Origin of the sequence: Burkholderia guangdongensis, from assembly GCF_013403875.1 — a bacterium.
Taxonomy (GTDB): Bacteria; Pseudomonadota; Gammaproteobacteria; order Burkholderiales; family Burkholderiaceae; genus Burkholderia; species Burkholderia guangdongensis.
In genome coordinates this window covers 57,062-78,818 of record NZ_JACBNX010000031.1, presented here as the reverse complement: position 1 = coordinate 78,818, position 21,757 = coordinate 57,062, and the positions used below count along the sequence as shown (strand labels likewise).

The window sequence follows — 21,757 nt, the reverse complement described above, 5'->3', positions numbered from 1 at the left end:
TACTACTTCGGCGCGAAGTACACGTTCAGCGGCTTGTCGGTATCGGCATCGTACGGGCTCGGCAAGAGCCCGGCCAACTCGAACAAAGTGGACTACGAAATGATCTCGGGCGGGCTCGGCTATCAGTTCAGCCCGTTCCTTCGGGTCACGTCCGGCTACTACTTCCTGAAGGACCGCAACAACGGCGCGAACCATTCGAGCGAGTACGCGATGGGCGCCGAATACAGCCTGTCGAAGCGGACGATGGTCTATGCGCAGGTCGGCTACGTCGCGAACCGCGGCACGATGAACCAGACGATCACGTATGGCGAGCCGGTCGCGCCGGGCGTGTCGACGACCGCCGCGATGATCGGCATGCGGCATACCTTCTGATGGCTCGATGAATTCGAAACGAAACGGAGAACAACGAAGATGAAAATGATCGAAGGCATCCGGGCCGCGCTTGGCGTCGTGATCCTGACCGCGTCGCTCGGCGCGTGGGCGCAGGCGAGCGCACCGGCGGCCACGGCCGCGAGCGCAATGGCTGCCGCGCCGGCCGCCGTGTCGGGCGCGACCAGCAAGAAGACGATCCGGCAGGCGAATCGCGCGCTGCGGCGCAAGGTGTACGCGGCACTCGCGAAACACAAGGAGATCGACGCCGGCAGCATCAGCGTCATTGCCAAGGGTGGCGCGGTCACGCTGAACGGCACAGTCGCCGAAGCGTCGCAGATCACCACCGCCGGTGAGATCGCGAAGGGCGTCTCCGGCGTGACGTCGGTGACCAACAAGCTCACGCTACAGCGGCCGCTTGGTCAGTAGTGCGATCAACAGGAGATATCGCTCATGATCGAAGTAGAACGATTGACTGCTTGCATCGGCGCGGAGGTGTCCGGTGTGAGCCTGGGAGAGGCATCGCGCGATGCATCGCTGTTTGCGGAAATCAAGGCGCTGCTGCTCAAGCACCGGGTGCTTTTCTTTCGCGATCAGCAGATGACCCGGCAGGAGCACGTCGCGTTCGCGCAAGGCTTCGGGAAGCTGGAGGATCATCCGGTTGCCGGGAGCGATCCGGCGCATCCGGGGCTCGTGCAGATCTATCGATCGGAAGAAAAGAACCCGTACGAGAACAATTACCACAGCGACGGGCTTTGGCGACCGAGGCCGTCGATGGGCGCCGTGCTGCGCTGCGTCGAATGTCCGGAGGTCGGCGGAGACACGATCTGGGTCAACATGGTCGAAGCTTACAAGCGACTGCCGGACGACATCAAGAAGCGTATCGACGGCCTGAGGGCCAAAAGCAGCATCGAGCATTCGTTCGGTGCGGCGATGGCGCCGGAGGAACGAAGAAAGCTGGCCGCGCAGAATCCGGAGGCGGAGCACCCGGTCGTGCGCACGCACCCGGAGACCGGCGAAAAGATCCTGTACGTGAGCAGCTTCACGACGCATTTCATCAATTACCACACGGTCGACAACGTGCGTTTCGGTCTGGACAAGACGCCCGGCGCGGCCCTTCTGCTGAACTATCTGCAAAGCCAGGCGATGATTCCGGAATACCAGGTCCGTTTCCGATGGAAGCCGAACAGTGTCGCGATCTGGGACAACCGCTCGACGCAGCATTATGCGGTGATGGATTACTGGCCGGCGCCGCGCAAGATGGAGCGGGCGGGAATCGAAGGCGATACGCCGTATTGACGGCTTGCGCTTGCCGGCGAAATATTTCCGCTTTTTCGTGGGTATCGCAACGCCGGGGACGACGATTCGCGTCGGTTAAAATCGACAAAAATCGCATTCGTGATTCGCCATGGCCCGAACGAAAACGCAAAATCTTCCCGATCTTTCCGCGCTCCTCACGCCGAAGAATTCGCTGATGCTGGCGGTCGAGCGGGCAGTGCTGCGCGGGCAGGACTGGGCGTATGCGTCGGTGCCGATCGCCGAGCAGATCGCGGCCAGGCTGGCGGGCGTCATCACGCTCGACCTGGTGAAATCGGGGCAACGTTTGCTGGAGAAGGATATCAGCGAGGTGCTGCACGTCAGCCGTGCCCCGGTGCGCGAAGCGATGCGCATCCTGGAGCGGGATCGTCTCGTCGAATTCCAGGCGAGACGGGGCGCGATCGTGACGGCGCCTGACGAGGACGAACTCCGGGACATTTTCCGCGTGCGCAGCGTGCTGTACCTCACGATGCTGGAGCAGGTGGTGCGCGAAAATCCGGCCGAGCTCGAGGCGCTGCTGACCGCACATGTGCCCAAGCTGGCCAAGGCGGCCGAAGAGTCGGTGGACGCGTATGCGGTGGAAAGCTTCCTGCTGAACTTCGCTACGGTCGATTTGTGTCGCAACCGGCTTCTGGCCGACGTGCTGCAATCGATCTCGTTGCGAACCTTCCGTTATGTGCGGCTGGGCATGGTCGCGGCGCCGCAGTCGATTCGCGCGTCGTTGAAAGTCTGGCGCGCGCTGCAGAGGGCCGCGATCAAGCGAGACGGCGAATTGCTGCTTTCTCTTGCCGCATCGCGCCTGGACGAAGCCAGGGATGCCGCGGTTCGCGCGATCGCGACGAAACCGGCCGATGGCCAGCGTGCACGTGCGCCGAAGACGTCGCGGATCTCGACGCCGGGTTCGCTCGGCGAGGAAACGCCGGCCTAAGGATCGACGGGCAGCAACAGATGGTCTCTGTCATGTTGAGATGTAGATAATCAGGATGACTTATTTAATGCGGAAAGCAAAGCGAGATCGAAGGAGACGGAATTGAGCCTGTATACGAATAACGTGATGCCGGCGGAGTCCGCTCCGGCTGTCAGCGGTGCGCGCGCTTACGCGTGGGTGGTATTCGCGTTGATGTTTTGCCTGTTGCTGTCCGACTACATGTCGCGGCAGGCGCTCAATGCGCTGTTTCCGATCCTGAAAGTGCAGTGGCGGCTTTCCGATACGCAGCTCGGCTCGATCAGCAGCGTCGTGCCGCTCGCGGTAGGCGTGTTGACGCTCCCGTTCTCGATCGTCGCGGACCGCTGGGGACGCGTCAGGAGCATTGCGCTGATGGTCGGGCTATGGAGTCTCGCCACGCTCGGCTGCGCGATCGCGAGCAATTACCACGAGATGCTCGTCGCGCGCCTTTTCGTCGGTGTCGGCGAGGCCGCTTACGGAAGCGTCGGAATCGCGGTGCTGATGAGCCTCTTTCCAAAGTCCATGCGCTCGACGATTGCCGGCGGCTTTACGTCGGCCGCCGCGTTCGGGTCGGTGCTCGGCGTTTCGCTTTCCGGCATCATCGCGACGCACGTCGGCTGGCGTTGGTCGATGGGCCTGATGGCGATCTTTGGTCTGGTGCTGACGGCCGTCTACGCGCTCGTGGTCACGGAAAAGCGCGTCGCTTGCGCGCGTGCGGACGACGTGAGCGTAACGCTGGTACACGAGCGATTGAAACTGACGCCGCGAGCGCTGCTCTCCGACCTGTTTCCGTCCCGTTCCGTCTTTTGCGCGTACCTCGGCAGCGCGCTGCAGGTCTTCATCCAGGGCACGCTGTTCGTGTGGCTGCCGAGCTACCTGAATCGCTACTGGGGCATGCCGGTCAGCAAAGCAGCCGTGGTGGCCGCCGGCCTGGTTCTCGTCAGCGGCGTGGGCCAATTCCTGTGCGGCGTGATCACCGACTGGATCAGCGGGGATTCGTCGCTCAAGCGGTGGAACATGGCCATTGCGTATTGTCTCGTGCTGGGCGTCCTGCTGGCGATCGCGTTCCGCTTGCCGCAGGGGAATCTGCAACTCGCCCTGCTCGCGCCGGCGGTGTTCTTCCTCGCCAGTTCGTTCGTCACGTGCGGCGCGATCATCGCCGGCGCGACGCGGCCGGCGATCCACGGCTCCGCGTTCGCGACGCTGACGCTGTTCAACAACATCCTGGGTCTTGCCGCCGGCCCGTTTTTCACCGGCATCGTCGCGGACGCGGCGGGCCTCCAGGTCGCGTTGCGCTGCCTTCCGCTCGCGGCGATCTTGCCGTTCACGGTGTACCTGATCGGCCGGCGGTGTTACATCGCGGAAGCGCGACGGCGTTGAATCAGCCGTTTGACGAAGCGTGACGCAGCGCGCCGCGCATCGCGCGGCTCTCTTTGGCGCTGCAGCCGAATTCCGCGTGATACCACCGGGAGAACGCGCTCGGCGCGGAAAAGCCGAGCAGCGTCGCGACTTCGGTCAACTGGCGATCGCTCTCGATGACATGGCGTGTCGCGAGTTCCCGGCGTATGTCGTTGACGATCGACGAGAAGCTCTGCCCCTGTTCGGCCAGCCGGCGCTGGATCGTGCGGCACACCATGCCCAGGTGCTCGGCGACCTGTTCGATGCCGCAGCGCCCGCTCGGCAGCAACAGCAGGATCGCGCGGCGCACGTCTTCGAGCATCGTCGCCTGCTGCGTGACGATGGATGCGTCGAGCAACTGCTGCGCGTAGCGCACCATCGCCGGATCGGCTGACGGATTGCGAGCATCGAGATCCGCCTTCGCGCAGATGATGCAATTGAAGTCGTAGTCGAACTCGACGGTGCAGCCGAAGAACCGATGGTGCGTGCTGGCGTCGCGCGGCGCCGGGTGTTCGAAGCAAACGCGTTGCGGCTTCCAGTTGGCGTTGCAGAGCTGGCGGATCAATCGCACCATCACGCCCAGCGCCAGCTCGACGCGCTGGCGCGTGGGTTGATTCGCACTGCCGGCCATGATCGCTTCGCGAATGATCACGACGTCGCCGCATTCTTCGACGGTCAGCGACAGCGCACCGTTGAGCAGCGCCTGATAGCGCATCAGCATGTCGAGCGAGTCGCGCAGGGTGGCCTGATCGCGGATCAGCAATCCCACCGCCCCGAGGTTGGACAGCAGGCGCGATTCGGCCATGCAGAGTCCGAAACTCTCGTTGCCCGACAGCGTGGCGGACGCCTGGAGCAATTGACCGACGCGCTCGCCCGGAATCATCAGGTCGGGCTCGCCCAATACGCTCGGACTCAACCCCGCGTCCAGGAGCATCCGCACCGGATTCAGCCCGGCCGCCTGAGCGACCTCGCTGTAGTTGGTTAGGCTCGCGGCGCGGACAAGTGACGACATCGGAAAACCGGGCGGAAGGCTGGCGTCAAATGATAAATCGCTGTCATGCAATGTCAAGCGGGAGAAACGCGCGGCGGCCACACTGGAACGCGTACGAATGTCGAAAGCGGCGCGTCGATGCTGCAAGCGACCGGCACAAATATTAGGAGACGAGCATGAACGTGATGCCTGACGGCCCGGAGGTCGGCAGCGGCGACGAATACCTGACGAGCAGGCGGCGAGTGTGGTTCGCGTTCGCAATGACCTTCGCGCTGATGTTCTTCGATTTCATCGACCGGCAGGTGATCGTCTCGCTGTTTCCTCACATCCGCAGCGAATGGCATCTGAGTGACAAGCAGCTCGGCTCGCTGGTGTCGGTCGTGTCGATCGTGGTGGGGGTGGGCGGCTTGCCGGTCGCACTGGTCGCCGATCGCGTCGGCCGGGTCAAGAGTATCGTCGTCATGGCGGTCGGATGGAGTCTGGCCACCATTTCCTGCATGTTCACGACCAATTTCAGTCAGTTGTTCGTGGCGCGCGCGGTGGTCGGGGTAGGGGAGACCGGCTACGGATCCGTGGGCGCGGCGCTTCTGTCGACGTTGTTTCCGAAGCGCTTGCGCAGCGCCGTGCTCGGCGCGTTCTTCGCTGCGCCGTCGCTCGGCTCGGTGCTCGGCGTGATGCTGGGCGGCATGATCGCGGCCCGGTGGGGCTGGAAGTCCGCGTTTGGCGTGGTCGGCGTGCCCGGGCTCGTGCTCGCGTTGCTCTATCCGCTCGTGCGCGACTACAAAACGGTGGACATGAAGGCCGGCTCGAGCCACGCCGCGCGGTCGGTCAGCGGGACGCTCAAGCACACGCTGCGCACGTTGGCGGGCACGCGTACGCTGTTGTGGGTCTGTGCCGGAGCGGCCGCGCAGCTGATTACGGTGTCGGCCATCTGGTCATGGCTGCCCAGCTATCTGAACCGCTTCCATGGCATGACGCCGGAAGCGGCAGCGAAGGCGGCGGCCGTGGTGGTGCTGGTCGGCGCCATCAGCTGCACGTTCTGGGGCGTCGTGATCGGGCGCCTCGCGGTTCGCCAGCCGCGCAACAAGCTGCCCGCGCTGTCCGTGCCGTGCGTGATCACGTCGGTGATCTTCATGGTCGCGTTCGGAGGCGGATATACGGGCGATGCGCAGTTCAAGCTGATCCTTCTCGGCGCCTTTTTCATGAACGGCACCGTCGGCGTGGTGGCCGGCGTCGCGATGGATGTCACGCATCCCGGTGTGCGCTCGACCGGCGCGGCTGTGCTGTCGCTGTTTCAGAACGTGTTCGGCCTCGCCGCGGGGCCGTTCCTCGCGGGCGTCCTGTCCGATCAATGGGGCTTGCAGCATGCGCTGACCGTCATTCCGGTGGCCAGCGTGTTCGCCGCGGTGTTCTTCATCATCGCGATGCGTAGCTATGACGTCGATGTGGCCCGCCATTCCGATGTGAAGCTCGATGCGGCGCCCGCGCTTGCCGGCGCGCTGAGCACGGGGGCCCCAGCCTGAGCATCGCGCGTCCTCGCAATCATTCCAGCGCATCCAGCCGCGCGAGATGCCAGTCGGCATCGCCGAACAGGTTCGCATGCGCGGCCAGGCGCTTGTAGCAATGGCCGACTTCCATCTCGTCCGTCATGCCGATCGCGCCGTGCAGTTGCACCGCGTCTTCGCCGAGCGCGCGGCCCGCGCCGGAAACGAATGCCTTCGCGTATGAAACGGCACGCATTCGCGTGACGTCGTCGGCGCGCAGCGCCGCCGCGGCCGCCTCGGTGATCGACCGTGCCTGCTCGATGCTCACATACAGATCGACCAGCCGGTGACGGATCACCTGATTGGCGCTCAGCGAACGGCCGAACTGCCGGCGCGTCACCGCGTATTCACGCGTCAGCTCGAACGCGCGAGCCATCGTGCCCACGGCCTCCGCGCAGGCCATCACGGTCGCCCTGTCGATCGCGGCCTGCACGACCGGCCAGGCGTCGCCCACTTCGCCGATGCGCGCTTCGTCGGATAGCGTCACGCGCCGCAGCGTGACGGTCGCGGTTTGCCGGTCGTCATACGTGGGGTGCGCTTCGACGGCCATGCCGGGCGTCGCGGCGGGCACCGCGAAGAGCGTCAGGCCATGCGTGTCGCGCCGCTCGCCGTCGGTGCGCGCGAGCACGAGCAGCACGTCCGCGCAACCGCCGCCGAGCACCAGCGTCTTGGTGCCGTCGATCCGCCAGTGCGCGTCGTCGCCGCGACGCGCGCGTGTCGCGACGTCGAACGCGTCGTGTCGGCCTTGCGTCTCGAAGGCCGCCAGCGCCGCCATCAGGCCGCCCGCACTGATTCGTTCGGCCAGCGCGGCGTGCCGGACAGCGCCGCACGCGGCCAGTAGCGGCGCACACAATGCGGCGTTGGCGAGCCACGGCTCGACGGCCAGTGCGCGACCCAGCTCTTCGGCGAGCAACGCCTGATCCAGGTCGTCGCCGAGGCCGCCGCACGCCGGCGGCAGCGCGAGCGCCAGCCAGCCGAGTTCGGCGAACGTCCGCCAATGCGCACGCGAGAAGCCGTTCGGCTCGGTCAACACGGCCTTGCGCTGCGCGAAGCCGTATTCGCGCTCCACGAAACGGCGCGCGCTCTGTTGCAGCATCTGGCGCTCGTCGAAGCGATCCTCGTCGTATCCGTTCATCGTCGATGTCCTTTCAAAGCGCGAGCACCTGCTTGGCCAGCAGTTCGTGCTGAATCTCGCTCGATCCGCCGGCGATCGTGTAGCCGCGCGTGACGAAGCGGCGCGCGGACGCGGCCGCCGCATACGCGGAACGTCCCGGCCGCGGTGCGGCGGGCTCGAAATGCGCGGCGCGGTCGTAGGCGAGCGTCTCGGGGCCGAGCGCGTCCACGGCCAGATTCTCGATGTCCTGGATCAGCCGGCTGCCGAGCAGCTTCAGCATCCCGGTCTCGGGGCCGAGCGTGCCGCGCGCGCGTTCGAGCCGGCGAAAGCGCAATACCGTCGCGGCCAGCGTTTCGACGCGCACCTCCAGTTCGCGAAGGCGCCGCGCGAACCACGGGCGCCGCATCAGCGGCTCGCCGGCTTCCTGCACTTCGGCACCGATCGCGCGCACCTTCGCGAGACGGCGGCGGTTCTCGGCGACGCGCGCCAGATTCAGGCGTTCGTGCTCGAGCAGCGATTTCGCGATCGCCCAGCCGGCGTTCTCGTCGCCGACGCGCATGCTGGCCGGCACTTCGACGTCGTCGAAGAACACCTGATTGAACAGGTGCCAGCCGTGGATGCCGATCAGCGGGCGCACGCTGACGCCGGGGCTGCGCATGTCGATCAACAGGAAGCTGATGCCTTGCTGCGCGCGGGCGTCGGTATCGGTGCGCACGAGGCAGAAGATCCAGTCCGCGTATTGCGCGTAGGACGTCCAGATCTTGCTGCCGTTGACGACGTACACGTCGGTGCCGTCGTCGCGGGTCTTGCGCACAGCGCGCATGGTCAGCGACGCGAGGTCCGAGCCCGCGTTCGGTTCCGAATAGCCCTGGCACCACCAGTGCTCCAGATCGACGATGCGCGGCAGGAAGTATTGCTGCTGGGCCGGGGTGCCGTAGCGGATCAGAATCGGGCCGATCATCTCGATCGAAATGCCGCCGGTCTCGGGCGCATGGGCGAGCACGAGCTCTTCCTGCAGCACCGCGCGCCGCGCGGCGCTCCAGTCCGCGCCTTGCCACGCGCGCGGCCAGTGCGGCACGAGCCAACCGCGTTCGGCGAGACGGCGCTGCCAGTCGACCATCTCGTCCTTGCTGACTTCCAGCCCGAGCCGGACTTTCTCGCGCACGTGCGCGGGCAGCGCCTGCGCAACGAATGCACGGACGTCGCGGCGCAGATCGTCGTATTCATCCATGTTTCACCTCGCTGCCGTGGATGTCGTGGGTGTCGTGGATACCGTTGGCGTCGCGGCAGACGTCAAACCAGCGTTCCGGCGCGCCGCGCGTGCTCGCCGCGCGGATGCCGCCCTTGATCGCGTCGACCGCGTGCGCGGGATACGCGGCGATCGTGGCGGCCAGTGCGCGCGCCCGTGCGAGCGTCCGGGCGTCGTCGACGACTTCGGTTGCGATGCCCAGACGCAGCAGTTCCGCTGCCGGCACGCGCTCGCCGAGCAGGCACAGGCGCGCGGCCACGGCCTCGCCGTGCCGCAACGCAAGCCACGCGACGTTGCGCGGTGCGGCCATGCCAATGCGGATTTCGCCGATCTGCATGAACGCGCGCTCGCCGCAGACGAGCAGATCGCCGGCCAGCGCCAGCGCCGCGCCGCCGTTGACCGCGTGACGCTCCAGCGCGACGATCCAGGCTTTGCGGCTGCGCAGCAGGCCGACGTGCACGCGGTCCCAGCGCGCCGCGAAGCCGGCCATCCCTTCCGGATGCGCTTGCAGCGCCTTCAGGTCGAGACCGGAGCAGAACGCGCCGTCGGCGCCGCGCAGCACGATCGCGCGCACGGTGTCGTCGCGTTCGAGCGATTCGATCGCGTCGCCAAGCGCTTCGGCGGTCGGGATGTCGATCGCGTTGCGTGTTTCGGGGCGGTTCAGCGTGATTTCGGCCGAGCCTTCGTCGCGCGTGACCAGCACGGGGGAGGGCGCCGTCGTACTCATGCGTGCGCCCCCGCCGTTTCGGCGGATTGGTCGGGTTGGTCGGATTGGTTGGGTTGGGCGGATTGGTCGGTTTCGACGACGATCGCGCGCTCGCGCGCCATCGCGAGAATCGCGGCGGCGCCGTAGCCGAGCTCGCTCAATACTTCGGCCGTGTGCTGGCCCAGCCGAGGCACGACGGGCTCGGCGACGCTCGGCAGGCTCGCCATCGCGAACGGCAGGCCGGGCAGCGTGATCCGTCCGCCGGTGCCGTCGCCGACCGTGCGCAGCACGCCGGCCGCGAGCACGTCTTCGCTGCGTTCGACCTGCCGATAGTCGCGCACGACGCCGACCACCACCTGATGCCGTTCCAGCAGCGCGCGCGCGTCGTCGCCACGATACGCGCACAACGCATCCTGCAGGATCGCCCGCATCGCGGACCGGTTCTGCACGCGCAGCGCATTGCTGGAAAAGCGCGGATCGCGCGTGAGCTGCGGCTGGCCGATCGCGTCGCACAGGCGCGCCCAGTGCTCGTCGAGATACGCGGACACCACCAGGTGCCCGTCCGACACCGCGATCAGATCGGCCGCCGGCGCCGCCTTCGGCTGGCTGTTGCCGCTGCGCACCGGCAATGCGCCGGAGCACTGGTATTCGGCCCACAGTTGCGCCTGCAACTGGATGCCGACGCTCAGCAGCGACGTCTCGATCGTGTCGCCGTCGCCGGTGCGCAGGCGGCGGAACAGCGCGGCCAGAATCGCGTTGGCCGTCGCGAGCGCGGTTGCGGCATCGACGACCGCGAAGCCGGCCTTCAGCGGCATGCCGCCGGCCTCGCCCGTGACGCTCATCATCCCGCTTTCCGCCTGCGCGGCGATGTCGAGGCCGGGCCGCGCGCGCGACGGACCGCGCGTGCCGAACCCGGTCACCGACGCATGGATCAGCGATGGTTTTGCCGCGCGCAGTGTCGCCGCATCGAGGCCGAGCGATTCCATCGAGCCCGGACGCGCGTTGTGCAGCACGACGTCGCAGGACAGCGCGAGGCGTCGCGCCGCCTCCGCGCCGCCGGGCTTGCGCAGGTCCAGCGCGATCGCGCGCTTGCCGCGGTTGTACGCGATGAACATCGGGCTCTGCGGGCTCGTGCCGTCGAAACGCCGTGCGCTGTCGCCGCGCGGCGCTTCGATCTTGATCACGTCGGCGCCGAGATCGGCGAGCATCATCGCCGCGCCCGGCGCCGCGATGAACTGGCCGAATTCGGCCACGCGGATGCCGGCGAGCGGCAGATCTTGTTTCGTCGTCATCGGATTCTCCGAATGGGATGCGTCGCATCGATGGAAGGGCATTATTCGGTTTCTCCGGTGACAGCGGCAGCTATCAAAATCGACGTCGCGTAAACCGGCGGTTGGCGCCTCGGGTTATCCCGAGGCCGCGCGAATGCCGCTATGCTGGCGGGCACAGCGTCGTCGCGACGATCGGGAAAGAGGTGGGGCAATGCGGTTGAGTCAGCTTCAGGATTTCATTGCGGTGGCCGACAGCGGCAGCATTCGCGCGGGCGCGAAGGCGCGCGACGTGTCCGCGCCGGCGATCACCAAAAGCATCCGGCTGCTCGAGGAGGAGCTGCATGTGCCGCTGCTCACGCGCACGACGCGCGGCGTGGTGTTGTCGCACTATGGCGACGCGTTCCTGCGCCGCGCGCGGCTGATCGCGAACGAGGCGCGCAAGGCGACCGACGAGATGGCGCAGATGCTGGGCGAGCGCGGCGGCGTGGTGCGCATCGGCGCGACGGGCGGCCCCGCGCACGTGTTGCTGCCGGCGGTTCTGAAGCGTTTTCGCGCGCTGTATCCGGACGTGCTGGTGTCCATCGAAAGCGGCGTGTACCCGGCGCATCTGTCCGATCTGCGCGCCGGCGTGATGGACATGGCGGTGAGCCCGATTCCGGATGAAGGGATCGAGCGCGATTTCGTCTGCGAGGCGCTTTACGATAACGATTCCGTCGTCGTCGCGCATCGCGAGCATCCGTTGTGCGAGGCGCGCACGCTGCGTGAGCTCGTCGGGTCCGAATGGGTGCTGACCGGACAGCGGATGCACGGCCCCGGCGCGGCGATCCTCGACGCGTTCCGCGCGCTCGACCTGCCGCTGCCGCGCGTGGCCGTGCGCTGCGACGCGCTGGGCATGATTCTGACGTTGTTGCAGGACCGCACGCTGCTGTGCCTGCTGCCGCGTCAGCTCGGCGCGAGCCGGCTGGCCGCGTCGGGCCTCGTGATCCTGCCGATCGAAGACCCGCTGCCGAGCCACAAGGTCAGCCTGATCTACCGCGCCGATTCGCCGATGACGCCGATGGCGCAAGCGTTCGCGACGCAACTGCGGCGCGAGGTGCATTACCTGGACAATCTGCGTGACAGCCCGTTGCACCGGCAGGCGGCGCGGCATTCTCCTTGATTCCATCTCGTCAGCCGGTTAATGTATTTTTATAATCGAAATGACGTCCGATCCGAATCATCGGGTGGAATTATTTCTTTTGAGATAAGAAATTTTATATTAATGCGGAGAATGGTTTTTTAGCTGGACATTTTTTTGATATGACCGCATGGAGCGTGCTTGCCGCTTCCGCTGTTGCCGAATACTGACAATTGCTTGCCGGAAACCGTCGCTGTCGTTGAATCTCGAATCGATCTGAATATGATTCGTTGGCATGAATGACGAATCCATCGGTTGATCGAAAAGGAATGGCAGTATGGAAAATACCGTCGTCGCGGGCGATCGTGAAATTCAATACGAACCACTGCATGCTGTCGAGCCGTTTTCCCGTCGGCGGTACCGGCTGGCGGCGCTGTTGTTCGACGGATTTTCGTTGCGGCAGATCGAACGGCTTTCCGACGCGTTTCGTCTCGCGAACGTGCGTCGGCGCGGCGCCGCCGCGTGCGACGTGCACTACGAACTCGTGCTGCTGTCGGAGCCGGGCGGCCCGGTCCGTTCGTCGTCGGGCATTCCGGTGCTGACGCAACCGTTGTCCGAACACGACGCGTCGAGCATGGACTGCGTGTTCACGTTCGGCCGCTCGCACTCCGATGGAAGCGAAAGCGACGATCACCAACTGCGGCGCTGGTTGCGGGCCGCGCAATCCGACGCGTTCGATCAGGGCGGCGCGCGTCGCTGCGGTGTGACGTCGTTGCCGGCGTCGTACGGCGACGTCGAGGTGCGCGACGCAGTGAGTCCGTATTCGACGTCGATGCTGTTCCACGCGAGCGAAGCCGTCGCGAGCGACCGGATTCGGCGCGCGGCGAACTGGCTGCGCGACAACAGCGCGAATCGCGTGTCGATCGCGGCCGTCGCGAAATTCTCGGCGATGAGCGAGCGGAATTTTCTCCGCCGCTTCAAGCAGGAAGTCGGCGTGCGTCCGTCGGAGTTCGTGCTGAAGGTGCGTCTCGAGGAGGCGTGCCAGATGCTCGCGAAGACCGACCTGCCTGCCGATAAAATCGCGCGGCGCACCGGCTTCGGACGCGGCGACCGGATGGCGCGCCTGTTCCGCCGGCACCTGTCGTTGTCGCCGATCGAGTATCGGACGGCCGAGCGCATTCGCTCGCGGCATCTGCACGTGATACCGCCCGAGTTCTGGGTGAGGGCCGGAGGGTGCTGATCGCCCGCCGCGCGCGTTCCGGCAACTTCATCTCTTCGACGCGGCTTTGACCCGGTGATGGCGTCGCTGCGCGCCGGGCGGCTGCGGTATCATCCGCGTCGACCCCGCGTCGACCGCCATGCAGCCGCATGTCCCGACCCCCGATTGTAACGAAACGTTAGCCGCTCGACCGGCGCGCGATGTCGCGCATCAGTTCTTACAAAGTGGAAATATACGGGCGACGCGGCAGCCGCTATAGTCGGATCACCTGCAAATCAACCAAGAAGAGGACTCCATGAAGACCTTGCGTATTGCCTCGCTCATGACCGGAATGACCGCCTTGCTCGTGTCGGGCGCTGCAATGGCGGGTGTCAATGTCGGGATCAACGTCGGCGTGCCGGCACCGGTCTACGTCGCGCCCGCGCCGGTTTATGCGCCGCCGCCGCCGCCCGTCGTCTATCAGCCGGCACCCGTGTATGCGGCGCCGGCCATCGTGATCGGCTGGCACGGCGACCGCTACTGGGATGGCCGCCGCTACTGGGGGCGCGACGAATGGAATCGTCACCGCCGCGGCTGGGATCATGGCGATCGCGGCGGTCGCGACCACTGGGATAACGGCCGTCACGAAGGCTGGCACTGAGCGGCCCGTCGTTCCCCCGTCGTTCACGATTGAAGGCCCGGGCGCGCACGCCGCGCCGGGACAGCAAAAAACCGCCTCGGGCGTCATTCGACGCGAGGCGGTTTTTCTTTGCGTGGTTTTTCTTTGCGTGGTTTTGCTTCGAGTCGTTCAGCGTGAGTCGCTGAGCGGCCCGGGCTTCAGCCCTGGCCGACGTTTTCCGGCACGCCCGCGGTCACGTTGAAGCCGCAGTCGACGTACGTGATCTCGCCGGTCACGCCGCTCGACAGATCCGACAGCAGGAACGCGGCGACGTTGCCGACTTCCTCGATCGTCACGTTGCGACGCAGCGGCGCGACGTCTTCCATGTACTTGAGCAACTTGCCGAAGTCCTTGATGCCCGACGCGGCGAGCGTCTTGATCGGGCCGGCCGAGATGCCGTTCGCGCGGATCCCCTTCGGCCCGAGCGAATTCGCCAGATAGCGGACGCTCGCCTCGAGCGCGGCCTTCGCGAGCCCCATCGTGTTGTAGTTCGGCACCACGCGCTCCGCGCCGAGATAGGTGAGCGTCAGCAGCGACGCCTTGTCCGACAGCATCGGCAGTGCCGCCTTCGCGAGCGCGGGGAAGCTGTACGCGGAGATGTCGTGCGCGACACGGAACGCTTCGCGCGACAGGCCGTCGAGGAAGTCACCGGCGATCGCCTCGCGCGGCGCGAAGCCGATCGAATGCACGACGCCGTCGAGGCGGTCCCAGTGCTGGCCGAGGCCCTCGAACACCTTGGCGATCTGCTCGTCGCTGCCGACGTCGCAATCGAACACGAGGTTGCTGCCGAACTCGGCCGCGAACTCGGTGATGCGATCCTTGAAGCGGTCGCCGACGTACGTGAACGCCAGCTCCGCCCCTTCGCGCTTGCAGGCCTGCGCAATGCCGTAGGCGATCGAACGGCTCGACAGGAGGCCCGTCAGCAAAATACGTTTACCAGCGAGGAAGCCCATGAATTCTCCTATTGAAGCGCGCGCGCCAGTGCGTGCGACGGGCGGCGGATGGCTGTAATCGGTTTCGAGTGGGTAGAATTCTCTCACATTGCCACCCCCAATCGACCGACAGGGCATTTATGACGATGGGTTTGCCACGGGCGGTAAAACCTCGGGCCGCCGCCGCGCTCGCCGATATCGACGCGGCGGGCCGGCCGGCCGCCGCGCGCCGCTTCGCGCCAATCGCGCCAATCGCGCCAATCGCGCCAATCGCGACGATCGCGACGATCGGCCTGCTCGCGCAGGCGCTGCTCACCGCGCTGGCCATGTTGGCCGCACCGGCCGCGCATGCGGCCTATGCGATCGCGCAGTACGGCGAGCCGAAATATCCGCCGGGCTTCAAGCATTTCGACTACGTGAATCCCGATGCGCCGAAGGGCGGCACGCTCGTGCTCGCGAACCCGGACCGGCTCACGTCGTTCGACAAGTTCAATCCGTTCACGCTGCGCGGCAATTCCGCGCCCGGGATCGGGATGCTGTTCGAGAGCCTGACGACGGGCAGCATGGACGAACCCGCGTCCGCGTACGGTCTGCTCGCCGACGACATCGCGATCGCGCCGGACGGCATGTCGGTCACGTTTCACCTGAATCCGCGCGCGACCTTCTCGAACGGCGATCCGGTGACGGCCGCCGACGTCAAGTACTCGTTCGACACGCTGAAGAGCCCGCAGGCGGCGCCGCAGTTCGGCGCGTTCTTCGCGGACATCGCGCGCGCGGTGGTCGTCGACGCGGCGACCGTACGCTTCGAGTTCCGCACGAAGAGCCGCGAGCTGCCGCTGATCGCGGGCGGCGTGCCGGTGTTCTCGCGCAAGTGGGGGCAGCGCGCGGACGGCACGCGCATTCCGTTCGACCAGCTCGCGTTCGAGACGCCGATCGGCAGCGGCCCGTACCTGATCGACCACTACGAGAACGGCCGCACGATCACGTACCGGCGCGATCCGCATTACTGGGGCGCGGATCTGCCGGTGCGCGTCGGCACGAACAACTTCGCGCGGATCGTCTACAAGCTGTACGGCGACGGCACCGCGCGGCTCGAGGCGTTCAAGGCCGGCGAATACGACGTGCTCGTCGAATACATCGCGCGCAACTGGGTGCGGCGCGACGTCGGCAAGCGCTTCGACAGCGGCGAGCTGCTGAAGCGCGAGTTCCGCCAGCACAACGGCGCGGGGATGCAGGGCTTCATGATGAACCTGCGCCGGCCGATGTTTCAGGACGTGCGCGTGCGCCGCGCGCTCGATCTCGCGTTCGACTTCGAGTGGCTGAACCGCGAGCTGTTCTACGGCGGCTATACGCGCCTCGACAGCTATTTCGCGGACACAGAACTCCAGGCGACCGGCCTGCCGAGCGCGGGCGAGCTCGCGCTGCTCGACCCGCTGCGCAAGCAGCTCGATCCCGCGGTGTTCGGGCCGATGGTCGTGCAGCCGAGCACGGCCGCCCCGGGCTCGCTGCGCGCGAATCTGCTGGCCGCGCGCGCGCTGCTCGCCGAAGCGGGCTGGCACTATCGCGACGGCGCGCTGCGCAACGCGAAGGGCGAGCCGTTCGCGTTCGAGATCCTCGACGATTCGGGCGGCGGGATGGAAGGGGTGGTCACCGCGTATCAGCGCAATCTCGCGAAGCTCGGTATCGACGCGCGGTTTCGCACCGCCGACTTCGCGCTGCTGCAGAAGCGTCTCGACGCGTTCGACTACGACATGACGACGCTGCGCTATCCGGGCGAGCAGGTGCCGGGCGCGCAGGAGGTGTCGCGCTTTAGCAGCAAGTTCGCGGACGAGCCGGGCTCGGACAACATCATCGGGCTGAAGTCGCCGGCCGTCGACACGATCCTGAAGGCGCTGACCGTCGCGCAGACGCGCGAGCAGATGCTCGACGCGACGCACGCGCTCGACCGCGTGCTGATGCACGGCTACTACGCGGTTCCGCAGTGGTACAGCACGACGCACCGGGTCGCGTACAAGCGCACGCTCGATTATCCGTTGACGTTGCCGCTGTACTATTCGGCCGAGGACTGGGTCGTGTCGACCTGGTGGATCAAGCCGGGCGGCTGACGTCCGGCGCCCGGCCGGCGCCGCGCCGGCCGTCTTTCATCCGTTGTCCGTTCACCGCGAGTCGCCGCCCATGTGGAGCTACATCCTCAAACGTCTGCTGTTGATGATCCCGACGCTGCTCGGCGTGCTGACGATCACGTTCGCCGTGATCCAGTTCGTGCCGGGCGGGCCGGTCGAACAGGTCGTGCAGGAGCTGCGCAAGGGCCAGGAGCAGGGCGCGCGGCCGTTCGGGTTGCGCGCGCACACCGGCATCGATCCGCAGCAGCTCGCGCAGCTGAAGGCGCTGTACGGCTTCGACAAGCCGCCGCTCACGCGCTACGTGCAGATGCTCGGCCGCTTCGCGCGCTTCGATCTCGGCGACAGCTACTTTCGCCATCAGAGCGTGTGGTCGCTGATCGTGTCGAAGCTGCCGGTGTCGATCAGCATCGGGCTCTGGACGTTCTTCCTGTCGTACCTGATCTCGGTGCCGCTCGGCATCGCGAAGGCGGTGCGCAACGGTTCGCCGTTCGACGTCGGCACGAGCCTCGTCGTGCTCGTCGGCTTCGCGATTCCGGACTTCGTGCTCGGCGTGCTGCTGCTCGTGCTGTTCGGCGGCGGGTCGTTCTGGCAGATCTTCCCGCTGCGCGGGCTCACGTCGGACGACTTCGCGCAGCTGTCGCTGATCGGCAAGGTGCTCGACTATCTGTGGCACATCGCGCTGCCGATCACCGCATCGGTGGCCGGCTCGTTCGCGGTCGTCACGATGCTGACGAAGAACGCGTTCCTCGACGAGGTGCGCCGCCAGTACGTGCTGACCGCGCGCGCGAAGGGATTGTCCGAGCGCACCGTGCTGTGGAAGCACGTGTTCCGCAACGCGCTGCTGCCGCTGATCGTCGGTTTTCCCGCCGCGTTCATCGGCGCGTTCTTCACCGGCAGCCTGCTGATCGAGACACTGTTCTCGCTCGACGGGCTCGGGCTGCTGTCGTACGAGTCGGTCGTGCGGCGCGATTATCCGGTCGTGCTCGGCACGCTGTATCTGTTTACGCTGATCGGGCTCGCGACGAAGCTGATCTCCGATCTCTGCTACGTGTGGGTCGACCCGCGCATTCAATTCGAACAACTGGAGCGATGAGATGACACGACCCCCACGCTCACTACGTTCGCTGCCCCCCGAGGGGGCGGTCAGCCTGCTTGGGGCGGCCCGGCGGAGGCTGACATGAGCCAGGCCACCGTCTCCTCCCGCCTCGACGCGGCGCGCGCGCGCGTGTCGCCGTCGCCCGCGCGCCGCGTCTGGCGGCGCTTCCGGCAGCAGCGCCGCGGCTACTGGAGCTTCGTGATCTTCGTGACCGCGTTCGCGGTGAGCCTCGCGGCGCCGCTGTGGTCGAACGACAAGCCGATGGTCGTGCGCTACGACGGCCACTATTACTTCCCGATGTTCAAGGCGTATCCGGAGACGACGTTCGGCGGCGACTTCCCGACGCCCGCCGACTATCTCGATCCGTACGTGAGGAAGCGGCTCGACATGCCCGGCAACTTCGTCGTCTATCCGCCGAACCACTATCACTACGACACGCTGAACTATTTCTCGGCGCTGCCGAACCCGGCGCCGCCGTCGCGCGACAACTGGCTCGGCACCGACGCGCAGGGCCGCGACCTGCTCGCGCGGCTCGTGTACGGCTTCTGCGTGTCGGTCGAGTTCGCGCTGGTGCTGACGCTGATCGGCACCGTGCTCGGGATCGCGGCGGGCGCGGTGCAGGGCTTCTTCGGCGGGCGTATCGACATCGTCGGGCAGCGGCTGATCGAGATCTGGGGCTCGCTGCCGGAACTGTATCTGCTGATCATCTTCGCGTCGATCTTCGAGCCGAGCATCCTGCTGCTGGTCGTGCTGCTGTCGCTGTTCGGCTGGATCGGGCTCGCGGACTACGTGCGCGCCGAATGCCTGCGCAACCGCACGCAGGATTACGTGCGCGCGGCGCGCGCGATGGGGCTGTCGAACTGGCAGATCATCTGGCGGCACGTGCTGCCGAACAGCATGACGCCGGTGATCACGTTCCTGCCGTTCCGGATGAGCGGCGCCATTCTCGCGCTGACGAGCCTCGACTTCCTCGGCCTCGGCGTGCCGCCGCCGACGCCGAGCCTCGGCGAGCTGCTTGCGGAAGGCAAGGGCAACCTCGACGCGTGGTGGATCTCGGTCGCGACGTTCGGCGTGCTCGTCGCGACGCTGCTGCTGCTGACGTTCATGGGCGACGCGCTGCGCAATGCGCTGGACACGCGGATCGTGATCGGCGCGCGCGAAGCGGGAGGCGGGCGATGAGCGCGGGGAGTGCGGTGAGTGCGTTGAATGGGGCGATGCCGCCGGCCGATGCGCCGCTGCTGTCGCTCGAGCATCTGCACGTGCGCTTCGGCGACACGGTCGCGGTCGACGACGTGACGCTCGACGTCGGACGCGGCGAGCGGGTCGCGCTCGTCGGCGAGTCGGGCTCGGGCAAGAGCGTGACCGCGCTGTCGATCCTGCGCCTGCTGCGCGACGCGGACGTGAGCGGCACGATCCGCTTCGCGGGCGAGGATCTCGGCGCGAAGACCGAACGGCAGATGCGGGGCCTGCGCGGCGCCGACATCGCGATGATCTTTCAGGAGCCGATGACGGCGCTCAATCCGCTGTTCACGATCGGCTCGCAGATCGCGGAGACGATCGTGCTGCACGACGGCGTCACGACGCGCGAAGCGCGCGCGCGCGCGATCGCGTTGCTCGCGCGCACCGGCATCGCGGAGCCGGAGAAGCGGATCGACAGCTATCCGCACCAGTTGTCGGGCGGTCAGCGGCAGCGCGCGATGATCGCGATGGCGCTCGCGTGCCGGCCGCGCCTGTTGCTCGCCGACGAGCCGACGACCGCGCTCGACGTGACGATCCGCGCGCAGATCGTCGACCTGCTGCTCGAGCTGCAGCGCGAGGAGGCGGAAAAGCGCGGGATGGCGATCCTGCTGATCACGCACGACCTGAACCTCGTGCGGCGCTTCGCGACGCGCGTCGCGGTGATGGAGAAGGGGCGGCTCGTCGAGAGCGGGCCGGTCGAGCGGATCTTCGCCGCGGCCGAGCATCCTTATACGCGGCGCCTGCTGAACAGCCGGCCGCAGCGCGCGGTCGTGCCGGTGCTGCCGATCGCGCCGGTCGTGCTCGACGCGCGCCACGTGAGCGTGCAGTTCGCGAGAAAGCGCCCGGGCCTCGCCGGCTGGTTCCGCTCGGCGCCGTTCACCGCGGTGTCGGACGCGAGCCTGTCGGTCCGGCAGGGCGAGACGCTCGGGATCGTCGGCGAATCGGGCTCGGGCAAGTCGACGCTCGCGATGGCGCTGCTCGGTCTGCAGCGAACCGCGCATGGCGAGATCGAATTCCACGGGCGCGCGCTCGCGAGCTACCGGGGGCGCGAGCGGACCACGCTGCGCGCGAGCATGCAGGTCGTCTTCCAGGATCCGTTCAGCTCGCTGTCGCCGCGGCACACGATCGAGCGGATCGTCGGCGAGGGGCTCGAACTGCACCGCCCGGAGCTGCCGGCCGACGCGCGCCGCGCGAAATCGATCGCGGTGCTGCGCGAGGTCGGGCTCGACCGCACCGTGCTGCACCGCTATCCGCACGAGTTCTCCGGCGGCCAGCGGCAGCGGATCGCGATCGCGCGCGCGCTCGTGCTCGAGCCGCGGGTGCTGATCCTCGACGAGCCGACGTCGGCGCTCGACGTGTCGATCCAGCAGCAGGTGCTGAAGCTGCTCGCGAGCCTGCAGCGGAAGTACAACCTCGGCTACGTGTTCATCAGCCACGATCTGGAGGTGATCGGCGCGATGGCGCACCGGATCGCGGTGATGCAGGACGGCGCGATCGTCGAGGCCGGCGACGTCGACGCGATCCTCACGAAACCGGCCCATCCTTACACCCGGAAGCTGCTGGAAGCGGTGTGGCGGAATTGATTAGACGTATGAATTTGTTACATCGATTGTTTTTCATTATCAAATTTGACAAACCTTTGACAAATCAACTGTTGGTAGATAGTATCGACCGAAATTTTCGCCAATCAGCTGATTTTTAAGCACAATCCATCGACCAATGCAGCACCGATCCCTGACCCAGGCTTGCACGCGCGTCGTCGCCGGGATGTTCATCGGCGTCCTTTTCGCTGCAGCTTCCGGCGCGTTCGCCGATGAAGTAAGCGGTTCCACGCAGAATGTCGCATTTTCGGCTCAGTCCGGGTCGAATCCGTCCCCGAATATTTCCCCGAATTCTTCCCAGCCGGCCGCGCAGCCGGCCGCCGAAAGCAGTGGCGGCGGCGCGAAGTCGTTCCTGTCCGGCATGGCGGGCAAGGCAGGGGACGTCGTGGTCGGCGCGCTGAACATGATCGGCGTTCGCTACCGCTGGGGCGGCAACACGCCGGATTCGGGGCTCGATTGCAGCGGTTTCGTCCGCTACGTGTTCCAGGACACGCTCGGCATGTCGCTGCCGCGTCGCGCGGAGGAGATGAGCCGCGTCGGCGAGAAGGTCCGGATGAGCGAGCTGAAGCCGGGCGACCTCGTGTTCTTCAACACGATGCGCCGCACGTTCTCGCACGTCGGCATCTACATCGGCGACAACAAGTTCGTGCACTCGCCGTCGACCGGCAGCACGGTGCGCGTCGACGATCTCGATAGCAGCTACTGGGAAAAGCGTTTCACCGGCGCGCGCCGCATCGAGACGCAGTTCCCGATGAAGGTCGACGACCTGCGTCAGCGCGTGCGCGCGACGATCGGCGACGACACGACGAACGACGCGTCGCACTGAGCGTCGTCCGCGCGGGATGCGTTCGAAACCCCGCCGCCTTC

20 protein-coding genes are annotated in these 21,757 nt (G+C 66.6%); 14 read left to right on the top strand and 6 right to left on the bottom strand.

Translation table 11 applies throughout. The features are described from left to right. The 5 genes from HZI36_RS24690 to HZI36_RS24670 all read left to right on the top strand — a co-directional run. Window positions 1-372: porin (locus tag HZI36_RS24690; protein ID WP_179404729.1), on the top strand; the 372-nt coding region annotated here is incomplete at its 5' end. Window positions 373-411: 39 nt separating this feature from the next. After that, on the top strand, window positions 412-798 hold the full coding sequence (locus HZI36_RS24685) for a BON domain-containing protein (protein ID WP_179405293.1): 387 nt from the start codon (window positions 412-414) through the stop codon (window positions 796-798). A 24-nt stretch (window positions 799-822) separates the two neighbouring features. Further along, window positions 823-1,668, top strand: a complete 846-nt coding sequence (locus tag HZI36_RS24680; RefSeq protein WP_218884294.1) for a TauD/TfdA dioxygenase family protein — start codon at window positions 823-825, stop codon at window positions 1,666-1,668. Window positions 1,669-1,777: 109 nt separating this feature from the next. Next, window positions 1,778-2,614 (top strand): GntR family transcriptional regulator, encoded by an 837-nt coding sequence (locus HZI36_RS24675; RefSeq protein ID WP_179405292.1) that lies wholly within the window; start codon window positions 1,778-1,780, stop codon window positions 2,612-2,614. 108 nt (window positions 2,615-2,722) lie between these two features. Further along, window positions 2,723-4,012, top strand: a complete 1,290-nt coding sequence (locus HZI36_RS24670; RefSeq protein ID WP_246327212.1) for an MFS transporter — start codon at window positions 2,723-2,725, stop codon at window positions 4,010-4,012. Window position 4,013: 1 nt separating this feature from the next. On the opposite strand, the gene HZI36_RS24665 is transcribed toward HZI36_RS24670, so the two are convergent. Then, a complete protein-coding gene (locus HZI36_RS24665) occupies window positions 4,014-5,042 on the bottom strand; it encodes an AraC family transcriptional regulator (RefSeq protein WP_179405291.1) in 1,029 nt (342 codons plus the stop codon). A gap of 164 nt (window positions 5,043-5,206) precedes the next feature. Between HZI36_RS24665 and HZI36_RS24660 the strand changes: the two genes are divergently transcribed. After that, window positions 5,207-6,544, top strand: a complete 1,338-nt coding sequence (locus HZI36_RS24660; protein ID WP_246327211.1) for an MFS transporter — start codon at window positions 5,207-5,209, stop codon at window positions 6,542-6,544. A 19-nt stretch (window positions 6,545-6,563) separates the two neighbouring features. On the opposite strand, the gene HZI36_RS24655 is transcribed toward HZI36_RS24660, so the two are convergent. Genes HZI36_RS24655 through HZI36_RS24640 form a run of 4 tightly spaced genes read right to left on the bottom strand, consistent with a single transcriptional unit; the run spans window position 6,564 to window position 10,926 of the window. Then, entirely contained in the window at window positions 6,564-7,700 is a 1,137-nt protein-coding gene (locus HZI36_RS24655; RefSeq protein ID WP_246327210.1) for an acyl-CoA dehydrogenase family protein, read from the bottom strand. Between the two features lie 13 nt (window positions 7,701-7,713). Next, window positions 7,714-8,910, bottom strand: coding sequence for an acyl-CoA dehydrogenase family protein (locus HZI36_RS24650; protein ID WP_179405289.1), 1,197 nt, complete (start codon window positions 8,908-8,910; stop codon window positions 7,714-7,716). Then, window positions 8,903-9,655 carry an enoyl-CoA hydratase/isomerase family protein gene (locus tag HZI36_RS24645; RefSeq protein ID WP_179405288.1) on the bottom strand — a complete coding sequence of 251 codons (753 nt, stop codon included), beginning with the start codon at window positions 9,653-9,655 and terminating at the stop codon, window positions 8,903-8,905. Before HZI36_RS24645 ends, HZI36_RS24650 begins: the two co-directional genes overlap by 8 nt. Next, window positions 9,652-10,926 (bottom strand): CaiB/BaiF CoA transferase family protein, encoded by a 1,275-nt coding sequence (locus HZI36_RS24640; RefSeq protein ID WP_179405287.1) that lies wholly within the window; start codon window positions 10,924-10,926, stop codon window positions 9,652-9,654. The genes HZI36_RS24645 and HZI36_RS24640 overlap by 4 nt, the downstream gene beginning before the upstream one ends. A 190-nt stretch (window positions 10,927-11,116) precedes the next feature. Between HZI36_RS24640 and HZI36_RS24635 the strand changes: the two genes are divergently transcribed. The 3 genes from HZI36_RS24635 (at window position 11,117) to HZI36_RS24625 (ending at window position 13,881) form a co-directional block, all read left to right on the top strand. Continuing rightward, on the top strand, window positions 11,117-12,064 hold the full coding sequence (locus HZI36_RS24635; RefSeq protein WP_179405286.1) for a LysR family transcriptional regulator: 948 nt from the start codon (window positions 11,117-11,119) through the stop codon (window positions 12,062-12,064). Between the two features lie 295 nt (window positions 12,065-12,359). Then, window positions 12,360-13,262, top strand: a complete 903-nt coding sequence (locus HZI36_RS24630) for a helix-turn-helix domain-containing protein (protein ID WP_179405285.1) — start codon at window positions 12,360-12,362, stop codon at window positions 13,260-13,262. Between the two features lie 274 nt (window positions 13,263-13,536). Then, window positions 13,537-13,881 (top strand): hypothetical protein, encoded by a 345-nt coding sequence (locus tag HZI36_RS24625; RefSeq protein WP_179405284.1) that lies wholly within the window; start codon window positions 13,537-13,539, stop codon window positions 13,879-13,881. A 176-nt stretch (window positions 13,882-14,057) separates the two neighbouring features. On the opposite strand, the gene fabI is transcribed toward HZI36_RS24625, so the two are convergent. Next, window positions 14,058-14,852 carry an enoyl-ACP reductase FabI gene (fabI, locus tag HZI36_RS24620; RefSeq protein ID WP_179405283.1) on the bottom strand — a complete coding sequence of 265 codons (795 nt, stop codon included), beginning with the start codon at window positions 14,850-14,852 and terminating at the stop codon, window positions 14,058-14,060. Window positions 14,853-14,971: 119 nt separating this feature from the next. Here fabI and HZI36_RS24615 point away from each other — a divergent pair, with 119 nt between their 5' ends. The 5 genes from HZI36_RS24615 to HZI36_RS24595 all read left to right on the top strand — a co-directional run bounded on the left by HZI36_RS24615 (window position 14,972) and on the right by HZI36_RS24595 (window position 21,716). Beyond that, window positions 14,972-16,936, top strand: a complete 1,965-nt coding sequence (locus HZI36_RS24615; protein WP_179405282.1) for an extracellular solute-binding protein — start codon at window positions 14,972-14,974, stop codon at window positions 16,934-16,936. A gap of 70 nt (window positions 16,937-17,006) precedes the next feature. Then, window positions 17,007-18,047, top strand: coding sequence for a microcin C ABC transporter permease YejB (locus tag HZI36_RS24610; protein WP_179405281.1), 1,041 nt, complete (start codon window positions 17,007-17,009; stop codon window positions 18,045-18,047). 84 nt (window positions 18,048-18,131) lie between these two features. Next, window positions 18,132-19,229: an ABC transporter permease gene (locus tag HZI36_RS24605; RefSeq protein WP_179405280.1), complete on the top strand. Its 1,098-nt coding sequence runs from the start codon at window positions 18,132-18,134 to the stop codon at window positions 19,227-19,229. Then, complete coding sequence (locus tag HZI36_RS24600) at window positions 19,226-20,872, top strand: ABC transporter ATP-binding protein (protein ID WP_179405279.1); 1,647 nt, start codon at window positions 19,226-19,228, stop codon at window positions 20,870-20,872. Before HZI36_RS24605 ends, HZI36_RS24600 begins: the two co-directional genes overlap by 4 nt. A gap of 136 nt (window positions 20,873-21,008) precedes the next feature. After that, window positions 21,009-21,716 (top strand): C40 family peptidase, encoded by a 708-nt coding sequence (locus HZI36_RS24595; RefSeq protein ID WP_179405278.1) that lies wholly within the window; start codon window positions 21,009-21,011, stop codon window positions 21,714-21,716. The last annotated feature ends 41 nt before the right edge of the window (window positions 21,717-21,757 follow it).

What these genes read in the sequence shown, in the direction of transcription:
- HZI36_RS24685 (WP_179405293.1), top strand. Translation starts at nt 412, where the DNA reads ATGAAAATGATCGAAGGCATCCGGGCCGCGCTTGGCGTCGTGATCCTG.
- HZI36_RS24680 (WP_218884294.1), top strand. Translation starts at nt 823, where the DNA reads ATGATCGAAGTAGAACGATTGACTGCTTGCATCGGCGCGGAGGTGTCC.
- HZI36_RS24675 (WP_179405292.1), top strand. Translation starts at nt 1,778, where the DNA reads ATGGCCCGAACGAAAACGCAAAATCTTCCCGATCTTTCCGCGCTCCTC.
- HZI36_RS24665 (WP_179405291.1), bottom strand. Translation starts at nt 5,042, where the DNA reads ATGTCGTCACTTGTCCGCGCCGCGAGCCTAACCAACTACAGCGAGGTC.
- HZI36_RS24660 (WP_246327211.1), top strand. Translation starts at nt 5,207, where the DNA reads ATGCCTGACGGCCCGGAGGTCGGCAGCGGCGACGAATACCTGACGAGC.
- HZI36_RS24655 (WP_246327210.1), bottom strand. Translation starts at nt 7,700, where the DNA reads ATGAACGGATACGACGAGGATCGCTTCGACGAGCGCCAGATGCTGCAA.
- HZI36_RS24650 (WP_179405289.1), bottom strand. Translation starts at nt 8,910, where the DNA reads ATGGATGAATACGACGATCTGCGCCGCGACGTCCGTGCATTCGTTGCG.
- HZI36_RS24645 (WP_179405288.1), bottom strand. Translation starts at nt 9,655, where the DNA reads ATGAGTACGACGGCGCCCTCCCCCGTGCTGGTCACGCGCGACGAAGGC.
- HZI36_RS24640 (WP_179405287.1), bottom strand. Translation starts at nt 10,926, where the DNA reads ATGACGACGAAACAAGATCTGCCGCTCGCCGGCATCCGCGTGGCCGAA.
- HZI36_RS24635 (WP_179405286.1), top strand. Translation starts at nt 11,117, where the DNA reads ATGCGGTTGAGTCAGCTTCAGGATTTCATTGCGGTGGCCGACAGCGGC.
- HZI36_RS24630 (WP_179405285.1), top strand. Translation starts at nt 12,360, where the DNA reads ATGGAAAATACCGTCGTCGCGGGCGATCGTGAAATTCAATACGAACCA.
- HZI36_RS24625 (WP_179405284.1), top strand. Translation starts at nt 13,537, where the DNA reads ATGAAGACCTTGCGTATTGCCTCGCTCATGACCGGAATGACCGCCTTG.
- fabI (WP_179405283.1), bottom strand. Translation starts at nt 14,852, where the DNA reads ATGGGCTTCCTCGCTGGTAAACGTATTTTGCTGACGGGCCTCCTGTCG.
- HZI36_RS24615 (WP_179405282.1), top strand. Translation starts at nt 14,972, where the DNA reads ATGACGATGGGTTTGCCACGGGCGGTAAAACCTCGGGCCGCCGCCGCG.
- HZI36_RS24610 (WP_179405281.1), top strand. Translation starts at nt 17,007, where the DNA reads ATGTGGAGCTACATCCTCAAACGTCTGCTGTTGATGATCCCGACGCTG.
- HZI36_RS24605 (WP_179405280.1), top strand. Translation starts at nt 18,132, where the DNA reads ATGAGCCAGGCCACCGTCTCCTCCCGCCTCGACGCGGCGCGCGCGCGC.
- HZI36_RS24600 (WP_179405279.1), top strand. Translation starts at nt 19,226, where the DNA reads ATGAGCGCGGGGAGTGCGGTGAGTGCGTTGAATGGGGCGATGCCGCCG.
- HZI36_RS24595 (WP_179405278.1), top strand. Translation starts at nt 21,009, where the DNA reads ATGCAGCACCGATCCCTGACCCAGGCTTGCACGCGCGTCGTCGCCGGG.